Genomic DNA, 12838 nt, shown 5'->3' with positions numbered 1-12838 from the left:
TGCAAGCAACCGCGGCCCCTTGGGAAAGGTCCGTGGTGGTGATGGCGGTTGCTTTGAGGAAATTGAGTCATGCCCGATCCTGGCACATTTGTAGGAAAAGTTACAACCCCAGCAACGCCGCAATCCACTGCGCCTGCCTGGCGACTTCTTGCCGCTTCTCGTCCGGCACCGCCTGGCGTGCGCGCTCAAAGCTGGCCAGGGTTTTCTTTTTCTGGCGCAGCAGGTGCTGCCACTTGGCCAGGAACACCGGGCTGCGCGCCTGCATCTGCAGCGGGCCGAAGTACAGTTCTTCGCCGGTGTAGGTCACAGGCTCGGCGCGTTCAGCCACGATGATTTCGTAGTAGAAGCGGTTTTCCCGCAGCAACTCTTCGCGCAGGATGTGGTAGCCCTGCTCCATCAGCCACTGGCGCAACGGCTGCTCGCCGCCATTGGGTTGCAGGATCAGGCGTTCGTGACCATTGAGGTGCGCCTGGCCAGCGTCGAGGATGTCGCGGATGGTTTCGCCGCCCATGCCGCACAGGCTGATCGCAGTGATGCCGTCCTGGGGCTCGATAGCCGCCAGCCCATCGGCCAGGCGCACCGTCACGTTCGCCTCCAGGCCGTTGTCGCGCACGGTTCGTTGGGCTGCGTGGAACGGCGTCACCGCCACCTCCCCCGCCACCGCTGCCGTGATCGCGCCGCGACGCATCAGCGCCACCGGCAGGTAAGCGTGGTCCGAGCCGATATCAGCCAGGCGTGCGCCCGCGGGCACATTGGCAGCCACGCGCTCCAGGCGCTGGGACAAAGTGTGTTCGTTCAACGGGTTTTACTCTCCAGAAAATCGATCACGGCTGTTGGTCAGGTGCAACACCATCGCCGCCCGCGCGGCATCCGGGTCCTGGCGCTTGATCGCATTGAAGATCGCTTCATGCTCCAAGTTCGCCAACTGCCCCAGCTTGGCGAAGTCGGCGCCACCGCGCTCGGCGCCCTTGACCTGGGTGCGCGGGATCATCGCATTGCCCAGGTGCAGCATGATCTCGGTAAAAAAGGTATTGCCCGTGGCCTCGGCGATCAGTTGGTGGAAGCGCTTGTCTTCCTCCACGCAACTGTCGTTATTGGCCAGCGAAGCCTGGTAGTCATCCAGCGCCTGGCGCATGTGGGCGAGCTGTTCATCACTGCGGCGCTGCGCGGCCAAGGCCACGGCCTGCACCTCTAGCCCCAGTCGCAACTCCAGCATGTTGCGCACGCTGGCGACGGTGTCCACGTGCAGGCGCAATCCCTGCTGGGCACTTGGCGCCAGCACGAAGGTGCCGATGCCGTGACGCGTCTCCACCAGGCCCGAGGCCTGCAACTTGGAAATCGCCTCGCGCACCACCGTGCGGCTCACGCCGTGTTCACCGACGATGGTGGATTCCGACGGCAGTTTTTCACCGGGCTTGAGCTGCCCGAGCAGGATGCGCTGGGTCAGCGCGTCGACCACGCCTTGGGCCAGGTTGTTGGAGCGCTTACGGACAAGGGTTCGGCTTTCAATGGGCATCGCGACGGGTCCACGGGGCTGAGCTGGTGGGAGCTTAACACCCTGCTCGGAGCCCACGCTGGCCAGATGCAAAAAACCCTCAACTTGTATGACAACCAATATTAAAGCTGCAGTTCATGTTGACAACCGCACAGCAGCCCGCCTCCTTCAAGGCTGCTTGCACAACCCCACAAAATCCCAATAAATACGGGACAAATAACCAGATCACTCGATTCCACCATGGCCTTATAAGAACAAATTCACACCACACTGCATTGCGAACTCAAGAAAACCACTTGTATGATGTCTATCAACAAAACACGCAAACCCGCATAAAAATAATCAGGGGGAGTTTTGAATTGTGAACAATTCAAACCATGCAGCTGCCACGCCAGAAACAGAGTCCGTGCTCGCGCGCACCGTCAGCAAAGTGAAGAGCCATGTGCTCCCACTGTTCGTGATCATGTTCATCCTCAACTACATCGACCGGGTCAATATCGGCTTCGTGCGTACGCACATGGAGCATGATCTGGGCATCGGCGCGGCGGCCTACGGCCTCGGTGCCGGGCTGTTCTTCATCGGTTACGCGCTCTTCGAAGTGCCCTCCAACATGCTGCTGCAAAAGGTCGGCGCGCGTATCTGGCTGACTCGCATCATGTTCACCTGGGGCATCGTCGCCACGCTGATGGCGTTCATCCAGAACGAAACCCAGTTCTACATCCTGCGCTTCCTGCTGGGCGTCGCCGAAGCAGGCTTCTTCCCCGGCGTGATCTACTACTTCACCCGCTGGCTGCCCGGCGTGGAGCGTGGCAAAGCCATTGCGATCTTCCTCAGCGGCTCGGCCGTTGCTTCGCTGATCTCCGGCCCGCTGTCGGGGGCACTGCTACAGATCGAAGGTTTTGGCTTCCACGGCTGGCAGTGGATGTTCGCCATCGAAGGCCTGGCCTCCGTCGCGCTCGGCTTCTTCGTGTGGTTCTGGCTCGACTCCAAACCCCACGACGCCAAATGGCTGACCCGCGAAGAACAGGACGCCCTGGTAGACGCCATCGATCAGGAACAGCGCGAGCGTGAAGCCCTGACCACCGTCAAACCCAGCCTCGGCAAGCTGCTCAAAGACCGTCAGATCCTGCTGTTCTGCGTCTTGTACTTCTGCATCCAACTGACGATTTACGCCGCCACGTTCTGGCTGCCGAGCATCATCAAGAAGATGGGCGATCTCAGCGACGTGCAGGTGGGCTTCTTCAACTCGATCCCGTGGCTGATCTCGATCATCGCCATGTACGCCTTCGCGTCGCTGTCGGGCAAATTCAAGTTCCAGCAGGCCTGGGTCGCCGCCGCGCTGTTGATTGCCGCAGCGGGCATGTTCATGTCCACCACGGGCGGGCCGATCTTTGCCTTTGTGGCGATCTGTTTTGCGGCCATCGGCTTCAAGTCGGCCTCGTCCCTGTTCTGGCCGATTCCCCAGGGCTACCTGGACGTGCGTATCGCCGCGGCCGTGATCGCGCTGATCAACTCCATCGGCAACCTTGGCGGCTTTGTTGCGCCGACCACGTTCGGCTTTCTTGAACAGACCACCGGTTCGATCCAGGGCGGCCTCTACGGGCTGGCGGGCACTTCGATCCTCGCCGCGATCCTGGTGTTCTTTGCCAAGACCTCGCCCTCTGCCGTGTTGACGCCGCCCGGCGGCGTGCCAACCGGCGCAGCACTCAGCAAACCTCTTTGAGCTTATTTAGGAACGTGCCATGACCACTCCCGTTATCACTCACTTCCAGGTCATTCCGGTGGCCGGCCACGACAGCATGCTGCTCAACCTGAGCGGCGCCCACGGCCCTTACTTCACACGCAATATCGTGATTCTCAAGGACAGCAGCGGCAACACCGGCGTCGGTGAAGTGCCCGGCGGCGAACGCATCCGCGAAACCCTGGAAGACGCCCGCAGCCTGGTGATCGGCCAACCCATCGGCCAGTACCAGCGCATCCTCAACCAGATGCGCAGCACCTTTGCCTCTAGGGACGCGGCCGGTCGCGGCCTGCAAACCTTTGACCTGCGCATCACCATCCATGCCGTCACCGCCATGGAAGCCGCGCTGCTCGACCTGCTCGGCCAGTTCCTCGAAGTGCCGGTGGCGGCGTTGCTCGGCGAAGGCCAGCAGCGCGATGCGGTGAAAATGCTCGGCTACCTGTTCTACGTCGGCGATCGCAACGCAACCGACCTGGCCTACCGCAACGAGGCCGAAGCCGAGGATGACTGGTTCCGCCTGCGCCACGAAACAGCCCTGACCAGCGAGGCCGTGGTGCGCCTGGCCGAAGCGGCCAAGGCCAAATACGGTTTCAATGACTTCAAGCTCAAGGGCGGCGTGCTCAGTGGCGATGAAGAGATCGAAGCCGTCACCGCCCTGGCCGAACGCTTCCCGGATGCGCGCATCACGCTTGATCCGAACGGCGCGTGGTCACTCAAGGAAGCCATCCGCCTGTGCCGTGACCAGCACAAGGTACTCGCCTATGCCGAGGACCCGTGCGGCGCAGAGAACGGCTATTCGGGCCGCGAAGTCATGGCCGAATTCCGCCGCGCCACGGGCCTTAAAACCGCCACCAACATGATCGCCACCGACTGGCGCGAAATGGGCCACGCGATCCAACTGCAATCGGTGGACATCCCCCTGGCCGACCCGCACTTCTGGACGATGCAAGGCTCGGTACGCGTGGCGCAGATGTGCAACGAATGGGGCCTGACCTGGGGTTCGCACTCCAACAACCATTTCGACATTTCCCTGGCGATGTTCACCCAAGTGGCCGCCGCCGCACCGGGCGATATCACCGCCATCGACACCCATTGGATCTGGCAGGACGGCCAGCGCCTGACCCGCGAACCGCTGAAGATCGAAGGTGGTTACGTGAAGGTGCCGGCCAAGCCAGGCCTGGGCGTGGACATCGACATGGACGCCGTGGCCAAGGCCCACGAACTGTACAAGGGCATGGGCCTGGGTGCCCGGGATGACAGTGTGGCGATGCAGTTCCTGATTCCGGGTTGGGCATTCAACAACAAGGCGCCGTGTCTAGTGCGGTAAGGCCAACACAGGTAAACAACGGTGGGAGCGGGCTTGCTCGCGAATGCGGTGGATCAGCTACAGATGTGCTGGCTGACACACTGCATTCGCGAGCAAGCCCGCTCCCACCGTTGATCGTCGTCTTGTTCAAGTCCGCGTCTTGCGGGCTGCAATCGGTTGTACCGTGAGCTCGACACCCAACGCCAGCATCAGTTTCTGGATGGTTTCATAACGGGTTTTCGAGCCGCCCTTCAGGGTTTTGTACAGACTCTCTCGATTGACCCCCGCCGCCTCGGCCACCTTGTTCACGCCTTGTGCCTTGGCCACTTCGGAAAACGCCGCCATCGCCGGCAAGCCGGCTCCTACGAGGTTGTGTTAGCGCAGATTCCTGTGTGGGAGCTGGCTTGCCTGCGATGGCGGTTTACCTGCTGGCACAGCGTTAACTGACATGCCGCCATCGCCAGCAAGGTCTAGGGGTAGCCGTCGCTCACAAATTCCACCACCCGCGCCAACATCCGGTCACACGCCGCCAGTTGCTCCACGCTGATAAACTCATCCGGCTTGTGCCCTTGCTCCATGCTGCCGGGGCCACACACCACGGTGGGAATACCGGCCCGGTCAAACAGCCCGCCCTCCGTACCAAAAGCCACGGTGCCGAATGCACGGGAGCCACAGAACTGCGCCACCCATTCAGCAGCCTGGCTTTCCAGGGAGGTGGCCAACCCCGGGTAGCTGGACAGCTCGCTGAAACTGATCGCCGATTGTGCACTCACCGCCTGCATCGCCGGCAGCAAGGTCTGTTCGGCATAGCGCTGCAACTGCTGGGCAACCTGCCAGGGATCCTGGGCCGGCAACGAGCGCACTTCAAAATCAAAGGTGCAATTTTGCGGGACGATATTCAGTGCCTTGCCGCCACTGATCACCCCGGTCTGCACCGTGGAAAACGGCGGATCAAAACGCTCATCCAACTGCGGTGGCGCCTTGAGTTCTTCGCCGAGCCGCACCAGCTCGCTGATCAAGCACGCCGCGTATTCAATGGCGTTGACCCCGGACGGCGCATACGCCGAATGGCACGCCGCGCCCTGCACCTCGCAACGCACCGCCAATTTGCCTTTGTGGCCCAGCACCGGCTTGAGCTCGGTAGGTTCGCCGATCACGCACAGCAGCGGCTTGACCGCCTGCCCATGGAACCGTTCGATGAGCGAACGTACGCCCAGGCAGCCCACCTCTTCGTCATAGGACAAAGCGATATGCACCGGCATACGCAACGGCGCCTCCAGCAACGCCGGCACGCTCGCCAACACACAGGCGATATAGCCCTTCATGTCGGCCGTGCCGCGCCCATACAACTTGCCGTGTTTTTCCGTGAGTTCGAACGGCGCCACGCTCCAGCGTTGGCCGTCTACCGGCACCACGTCGGTGTGGCCGGACAACACGATGCCCGGCACATCTGTCGGGCCGATGGTCGCCAGCAGGTTGGCCTTGCTCTTGTGTTCGTTGTAGACCAGCTCACAGGCCACGCCGAGGTCCTGCAGGTAGGTGCGCACAAAGTCGATCAGGGCCAGGTTGGACTCGCGGCTGGTGGTGTCAAAACGCACCAGCTGCGCCAGCAGGTCGCGGCTGTTCATCGGTCATCCCCCGGCACGGCATAGCCCGGGGCGACATGCGGGTTGAGGGCGCGGTCGATGTAAGCCTGCGACTGCCCGCGATAGGCCTGCCAGAGCTGGTCGAGGGCGCCGATCGGGTCTTCCTCGGCCCAATCCACCCGCAGGTTGACGATGGGCCAGAGCAAGTCGTCGACCACCACCAGCGCCGCCGAATGCACCGGCCCCGCTTCACCGCCCCGCGCCTGCCCGGTGTGCAGGGCGGCCAGCAGGCGATCCGCGAGGGGCCCGGCAGCGTTTTCAAACGCGCGCACCATGGCGTCAATCACCCCCGGGGCCGCCAGCATGTTGCCGGCCGCCACACACTGCTCGCCGCTGACCGCGCCATGAATGCCGAGGGTCTGGGCACCACTGAAATGCGCGGTGCGGCCTTGGCTGTCGATCACCGTCACCTGGCGGTATTCGCTGTGGGCCTGCCCGGCCATGGCCGCCAGCGCCTCACCGGGTGTTGCGCCTTGCTCCAGCAGGTCCAGCACCTGGGGCCCCAGGCTGGGCAAGGTGATGTTCTGTGACGCCACCGCGCCCACACCGGGCCGCAGCCACGGACAACGCGCGCCCACGGCAATGCTCGACGAGCTGATGGCAATGCCCAACTGGCCGGTTTCTGTGCAGCGGGCGACAACGGAAAACGTCATGGAAAGGCTCCTCAGTCGAGCACGGAAGGGTCAGCGTCGATCATCAACTGCTTCATTTCTTCAAAGTGCTGGCGCGAAAAATCCGCAATACCTTCCCAGCCCCGTGCGGTTTTTTCCGCGACGTCATCCGACAGCACCCGCAGCGGTTGCCCGGTGGACCACGCCGTCACGAGGATCTGGCAGGCACGCTCCAGGGTCCAGATATCGTCGAAGGCTTCGCCGATGGACGCCGCCGTCACCATCACACCGTGGTTGCCCATCAGCAGGCGGCTCTTGCCGTCGAGCAAGCCGGCCAGGCGTGCGCCTTCGGCCTCGGTATCGGCCATGCCGCCGTACAGCTCGTCCACGGCCACGCGGTTGAAGTAACGCGCGGTGTTCTGGTCGATCGGCGGCACATGAGGCTTGGCCAGGCACGCCACCGCCGTGGTGTAGACCGGGTGCAAGTGCAGCACCGCGCGGGTGTGCGGCAACAGGCGGTGGATTTGCCCGTGGATCGACCAGGCGGTGGCGTCCACGTTCGGGTTGTCGGCGCAGGCCGGGTCATCGGCATTGAGCAACAACAGGTCGCTGGCGCGGATACGCGAGAAGTGCTTCCACTTGGGGTTGAGCAAAAACTGTTTGCCATCGGCCGACACGGCGGCGCTGAAGTGGTTGGCCACCGCTTCGTGCATGCCCAGGTGCGCGATGATGCGAAAGGTCGCGGCCAGGTCGATGCGCGTCTGTTCTTCGAGGGATAACGCCATGAATCGGACTCCGCAGGGCGCGGCCGCACGCGAATGCGGCACGCGCGGTTAGGTTTACTGCGGCATCAACGCCGCGATGTCGGCCTCGGTGGGCGCCTGGAAGTTGTACTTCTTCAGCAAGGCCGCGTATTCAGGCGTGGCGCGGTATTTTTCCAGGCCCTCGACCAGGGCTTTTTTCACCGTGTCATTGCCCTTCTTCACGCCGAAGCCGTTGAGCACCGGATAGATCAGGGTGTCGGAAGAAATCACCACGCGGTTGCCCAGCTTGTCGATCACGCCACGGGCCACGGCGGCGTCGGTGATCTGGGCTTCAACCGCGTGAGCCAGCAAGGCCTGGGTGGTTTGCGGGTCGGTGCTGTATTCGCTGATCTGGATCGGCTTCAAGCCCTTGGCCACGCAATACTCAGTCGACAGTTTGTTCATCTGCGCCAACCACGACGTGGCGCCCATGGAGCCGATCTTATGGCCGCAGAATTCCTCCGGGGTCTTGGGCTGGAAGGCGCTGTCCTTGAGGGTGAGGATCGACTCGCCGCTCTTGAGGTAAGGGATCATGTCGATGACCTTGACCCGCTCAGCAGTGATGTACATCGACGAGTTGGTCAGGTCGAAACGCCCTGCCTGCAGGCCGGTGATCAGGTTGGGAAAACGCGTGTCGAGGGTCTCGACCTTGCGCCCCATGACCTTGCCCAGGCCGTCCATGAACTCGATGTCAAAACCTGCCGGCTTGTTGTTATCCATGTACTCATAGGGGAAGAACGTCACATCGGAACCGGCAATGATCTTGCCGTCCTGCTGGAACGCCGAAGCCGCCAACGAAGTCATCGCAACCGCGGCGCCCAACAGGCATGCGGCAAGGGGACGAACACTCATACGAAACGCTGTCATGGTTTTTACCTGCAAGGGTTTGAGTTGGGTTAGGCAGTGGCTGAATCTTGTCCGGCCTGTTGCACGAAGAACGAGGCGCCACGGGGTTTCTGCGGCAAGCGCATGTGGTTGTCCGTGGAGCGCACCAAGCCGCTCTCTTCACCGGCCACCAGCAGGCCGGCGTGTGCACTGGGCAAGGGGTTTTCGCCGAATGGCAGCGCGTCTTCAGCGGCGTAGACACTGATGAACAAAGTGCGCGGGAGTTCGGTCTCGTTAGGGCTGGAAGCATGCAAAAGGCGGGTGTGCATGAAGCACACGGAGCCGGCCGGGCCGTAGCAGGCCACCGGTTGCTGGCAGTGTTCCTCGACCACCGCGTCATCCACCGAACCGGTGAAACGCTGATGCTGCCAGTGCGACCACAGCGGGCCTTTATGGCTGCCGGGGATCACGTTCAGCGGACCGTTTTGCGGGGTCACTTCGCTGACCATCAGCAAGGCGGTGACGATGTCATCGTTGCTGTGGGGCGTGAACAGAAAGTCCTGGTGCCACTTCACCTGGGTCGCGGTGTGAGGCAGTTTGGAGTTGATCTTGCTGTGGTGAAAACGCGTGCCCTGGGCGCCGATCAGTTGCGCGCAAATCGCCGCCATGCGTGAGTGCAATGCCACACGCTCATACGCCGGGGAAATCTCGGTGGGCGAACTGACCCGGCGCAACGACGGGTGATCGGCGCGGTGATCGCCTTCCAGGTCGAAGCGTTCGCGACCATCGACGGTCGCGCCCCAGCCTTTCTGGTGGCTTCGGCTTTCTTCTACCCATTGGTCGAAATCGTGTTGCAGTGCGGCCACTTCGTCCTGCGACAACACGTCTTCGACCACCAGGAAACCGTCACGCTGGAACTGTTCGATTTGCGCTTGCTCGATCATTGTATTTTTTCCTGAACGTTGAGGGGGTCACGCCAGCGAGACGTCCTTGAGGAACGCCTCCACGCGTGGGTTGTGGCCGCTGCGCAGGGCGCCCGGCGTGTCGTCGCAGACCACGCGGCCCTTCTCCATGAACACGATGCGGTCGGAGACCTTGAAGGCGAAGTTCATCTCGTGGGTGACGATCACCATGGTGATCCCCTCCTCGGCCAAGGCTTCGATGACCTGCAGCACTTCGTTGACTTTTTCCGGGTCGAGCGCCGAGGTGGGCTCGTCGAACAGCATGATTTGCGGGCGCATCATCAAGGCGCGGGCGATGGCCACCCGTTGCTGCTGGCCGCCCGACAGCTGGTGCGGGAACTTCCAGGCGTGGTCGAGCATGCCCACCTTGTGCAGCAGCGCGTAGGCCTGTTGCTTGAGGTCGGCCAGGCGACCCAGGCGGTGGTATTTGGGCGCCATCAGCAGGTTGTCGAGCACGCTCAAATGCGGGAACAGGTTGAAGCTCTGGAACACCATGCCGATGTTCAGGCGGTGCTCGGCGTGCTCGATAAATTGCGGCTTCTGCGCGCCGACCTTGTCGAGGTGAATGAACGGCTGGCCGTTGATCCGGATCTCGCCGTTATCCAGTTGTTCCAGGCCGTTGAGCAAACGGATCAACGTGGTTTTGCCGGAGCCGGACGGGCCGATCACCGACACCACTTCACCGGTCTGGATCTGCAAGTTCACCGAGCCCAGCACTTCAACGTTGTTGTAGGCCTTGTGCAGCCGCGCCGCCTGCAACGCCGGTTCGCCGTTGCTGGCTGGGCGCACCAACGCCGTGCGCTGCTGGGTGGCCAGCGCCAGCACTTCAGCGTCCGGCACACGGGACACGTTGCGTTGGTTGACGTCGAGAAAGCGCTCCAGGCGTTTGAGCAGAAAGTCGAACACGGTGACGATGAACACGTAGAAAAACGCCACCGCCGCCATGGTTTCGATCACCAAAAAGTTCTGCGAATACAGGCGCTGGCCGACCATCAGGATCTCCGTGAGGGAGATCACCGACACCAGGGAGGTGAGCTTGACGATGGAGATGTATTCGTTGGCCAGCGAGGGCAGCGCCACCCGCAAGGCTTGAGGGATCACCACACGCCACTGGGTACCGAGGAAGCGCAGGCCCAACGCCCGTGCTGCTTCGCCCTGCCCTTTGTGAATCGAGAGCAGGCCGCCGCGATGGATCTCGGCGACGTAGGCGCTTTCGCAGATCACCAGGGCCAGCAGGCCGGACCAGAATGGGTCCGCCAAAATCGCCGACGTGCCGGGCAACGCCTGGGGCAAGTTGTAGATGAAGATCAGCAGCACCAGCAGCGGCAGGCTGCGGAACAACCAGATATAACCACGGGCCGGCACGCTGAGCAGGCCGTGCCTGGATTGCTTGGCCAGCGCCAGCACGAACCCGAAGACGATGCTCAACAACCAGGTCAGGGTGCTGAGCTTGATCACCGTCCACGTCGCGCGCCAGAACTCGGCGTCGCCGAGCAAACCAAACATGTAGTGCCAGTCGAATGTCATCGTCGTGGTGCCCTGAATAAGTTGATCTACATCGATGGGTTGAGAGTCGTGGCGGGAGGTGGTCAGGGTCAATTCGTAAAAGCCGGGGCACTGGGTAGGCAGAACCTATGCAGCCAAAAACCACGCAAAAAACCAATGAACGAAGATCCAATGTGGGAGCGGGCTTGCTCGCGAAGGCGGTCTGTCAGTTACTGATGTGCTGACTGATAAACCTCATTCGCGAGCAAGCCCGCTCCCACATTTTGATCTCCATTGTTCTGGGATCCTGCGCATTAGCCAAAATGGTGCGCACCTGAACCCACCACGTCGAACACGCCACTTATTGGTGCAACGTCAGCTCACACCACTCATCACCCGCACCGCATGCGGGTCGAAAAAGCTCGGCGGTGCCATGCCGGGGATGTACTGGTCGGAGACAAACATGCGGCACCGCTCGGCAAACGCCGACACCACCCGCGACAGCTGGGTGTTGCTGGCCGTGGCGTAGCCCAGGCGCATCGGACGATGAGCGCCGGCCAGGCGCAGGCGGATCACGCGCTTGCCATCCTGGGACACGTTGGATTTGGGCCGCGCATTCGCGAAGGAATAACCGATGCCGTTACCGACCATGGCGCGCACCGTTTCGAGGTTGGTGGAGCGCATGATGATGTTCGGCGTGGTGCCCGCCTGGATGAACAGGCTGAGGAAATAATCGCGGCTCCAGGGCGTGTCGAGCAGCACCACCGGGTAGGCTTCGAGGTCCTGCATGCTCACCGCCGGCAGGTTTGCCAACGGGTGGTATTCGCCGACCATCACATAGGGCGGCAGTTGGGCCAGGGGCTGGAAGTCGATGTCCGGGCTGGTCACCAGGTCGTAGGTCAGGGCGATGTCCAGCTCGCCGCTGCGCAGTTTCTCCAGCAGTTCCTCGTGGTTGCCTTCGGCCTGGGTCAGCCGCACACCGGGGAACGCGCGGCCAAAACCAAACACCAGTTCCGGCGTGATCATCGGCGCCAGCGACTCCAGGCAGCCCACCCGCAACGGTCCGCGCACGGTGTTCAACGACTCCGAGGCAATGGTGTAGAGGTTGGTCATTTGCTCCAGGATCAGCTTGGCCTCCTGCATCACCTGGCGCCCGACGGCCGTGAGAGAAATGCCCTGGGCGTGGTGCCGCACAAACAGCTGGATGCCCAGCTCCGCTTCCATATGGGTGATCGCCGCCGAGATCGACGGCGACGACACATGAATGCGTTCAGCCGCAGCACTGATGCTGCCCGCCTCGCCGGACGCGACAAAATATTCCAGCTGGCGCTGAGTAATTCGACTGAGCATCACGCCTCCACAACAACAATGGGTGTACGTGATCGATCGTGCAGGGTTCGTGCCGGGTCACTGCGCCTGCCGATGAGGGGCACGGGCTTCGGTTTTTCCTAAGCACTACCCTGCACAAATGCTGGTTTCGCTACAGCCATGGTGGTGTGAAGCTGCGGTCATCCCGTTTTCAGCGAGCCGCCTGCGATGCCCACCCACACTCGAATCCGCATGTTCAACACCCGGGAAACCTACCCCAACCAAAGCCTGGACAACGATCTGTGCCAGGCCGTGCGCGCCGGCAACACCATTTATGTGCGCGGCCAGATCGGTACCGATTTCGCGGGCAACCTGGTGGGTCTCGGCGATCCGCGTGCCCAGGCCGAACAGGCGATGAAAAACGTCAAGCAACTGCTGGAGGAGGCGGGCTCCGACCTGTCGCACATCGTCAAGACCACCACGTACCTGATCGACCCACGCTACCGCGAGCCGGTGTACCAGGAGGTGGGCAAATGGCTCAAGGGCGTGTTCCCGATTTCCACCGGGCTGGTGATCTCCGGCCTGGGCCAGCCGGAGTGGCTGATGGAGATCGATGTGATCGCCGTGGTGCCGGATGACTGGCAGCCCTGAATGAC

The 12838-nt window shown here is 62.2% G+C and carries 12 protein-coding genes and 1 pseudogene; 3 read left to right on the top strand and 10 right to left on the bottom strand.

From position 1 onward, the window contains the following. Nucleotides 1-100 precede the first annotated feature (100 nt). Both HX803_RS29460 and HX803_RS29455 read right to left on the bottom strand, forming a co-directional pair. Nucleotides 101-799: a tRNA (adenine(22)-N(1))-methyltransferase TrmK gene (locus HX803_RS29460; RefSeq protein WP_178925648.1), complete on the bottom strand. Its 699-nt coding sequence runs from the start codon at nucleotides 797-799 to the stop codon at nucleotides 101-103. Nucleotides 800-805: 6 nt separating this feature from the next. Further along, nucleotides 806-1516 (bottom strand): FadR/GntR family transcriptional regulator, encoded by a 711-nt coding sequence (locus HX803_RS29455; RefSeq protein ID WP_178925647.1) that lies wholly within the window; start codon nucleotides 1514-1516, stop codon nucleotides 806-808. A gap of 340 nt (nucleotides 1517-1856) precedes the next feature. Here HX803_RS29455 and HX803_RS29450 point away from each other — a divergent pair, with 340 nt between their 5' ends. After that, nucleotides 1857-3218: an MFS transporter gene (locus HX803_RS29450; protein WP_178925646.1), complete on the top strand. Its 1362-nt coding sequence runs from the start codon at nucleotides 1857-1859 to the stop codon at nucleotides 3216-3218. 19 nt (nucleotides 3219-3237) lie between these two features. Beyond that, nucleotides 3238-4563, top strand: a complete 1326-nt coding sequence (gene gudD / locus HX803_RS29445; protein WP_178925645.1) for a glucarate dehydratase — start codon at nucleotides 3238-3240, stop codon at nucleotides 4561-4563. A gap of 126 nt (nucleotides 4564-4689) precedes the next feature. Here gudD and HX803_RS29440 read toward each other — a convergent pair. The 8 genes and pseudogenes from HX803_RS29440 to HX803_RS29405 form a co-directional block, all read right to left on the bottom strand. Beyond that, nucleotides 4690-4887: pseudogene (locus tag HX803_RS29440) on the bottom strand (addiction module antidote protein); the annotation flags it as partial. A gap of 125 nt (nucleotides 4888-5012) precedes the next feature. Next, nucleotides 5013-6170: an acetylornithine deacetylase gene (gene argE, locus HX803_RS29435; RefSeq protein WP_178925644.1), complete on the bottom strand. Its 1158-nt coding sequence runs from the start codon at nucleotides 6168-6170 to the stop codon at nucleotides 5013-5015. Beyond that, nucleotides 6167-6841, bottom strand: coding sequence for a DUF1028 domain-containing protein (locus HX803_RS29430; RefSeq protein ID WP_178925643.1), 675 nt, complete (start codon nucleotides 6839-6841; stop codon nucleotides 6167-6169). Before HX803_RS29430 ends, argE begins: the two co-directional genes overlap by 4 nt. A gap of 11 nt (nucleotides 6842-6852) precedes the next feature. Next, entirely contained in the window at nucleotides 6853-7584 is a 732-nt protein-coding gene (locus tag HX803_RS29425) for a class II aldolase and adducin N-terminal domain-containing protein (RefSeq protein ID WP_178925642.1), read from the bottom strand. A 54-nt stretch (nucleotides 7585-7638) separates the two neighbouring features. Beyond that, nucleotides 7639-8469 (bottom strand): ABC transporter substrate-binding protein, encoded by an 831-nt coding sequence (locus tag HX803_RS29420; RefSeq protein ID WP_178925641.1) that lies wholly within the window; start codon nucleotides 8467-8469, stop codon nucleotides 7639-7641. 29 nt (nucleotides 8470-8498) lie between these two features. Then, nucleotides 8499-9371, bottom strand: a complete 873-nt coding sequence (locus HX803_RS29415) for a phytanoyl-CoA dioxygenase family protein (protein WP_178925640.1) — start codon at nucleotides 9369-9371, stop codon at nucleotides 8499-8501. A gap of 27 nt (nucleotides 9372-9398) precedes the next feature. After that, the gene (locus HX803_RS29410) at nucleotides 9399-10916 is read right to left on the bottom strand and encodes an amino acid ABC transporter permease/ATP-binding protein (protein ID WP_178925639.1); all 1518 of its coding nucleotides are present in this window, start codon (nucleotides 10914-10916) and stop codon (nucleotides 9399-9401) included. Nucleotides 10917-11249: 333 nt separating this feature from the next. Continuing rightward, nucleotides 11250-12224 (bottom strand): LysR family transcriptional regulator, encoded by a 975-nt coding sequence (locus tag HX803_RS29405; RefSeq protein WP_178925638.1) that lies wholly within the window; start codon nucleotides 12222-12224, stop codon nucleotides 11250-11252. A gap of 186 nt (nucleotides 12225-12410) precedes the next feature. Between HX803_RS29405 and HX803_RS29400 the strand changes: the two genes are divergently transcribed. Further along, nucleotides 12411-12833, top strand: coding sequence for a RidA family protein (locus HX803_RS29400; RefSeq protein WP_178925637.1), 423 nt, complete (start codon nucleotides 12411-12413; stop codon nucleotides 12831-12833). Nucleotides 12834-12838: the final 5 nt, after the last annotated feature.

This window comes from Pseudomonas sp. P7548 (assembly GCF_013386585.1).
In the GTDB taxonomy this organism is placed as follows: Bacteria; Pseudomonadota; Gammaproteobacteria; order Pseudomonadales; family Pseudomonadaceae; genus Aquipseudomonas.
Note: the sequence above shows the minus strand (reverse complement) of the source record. Positions and strands in the feature narration are given on the sequence as shown.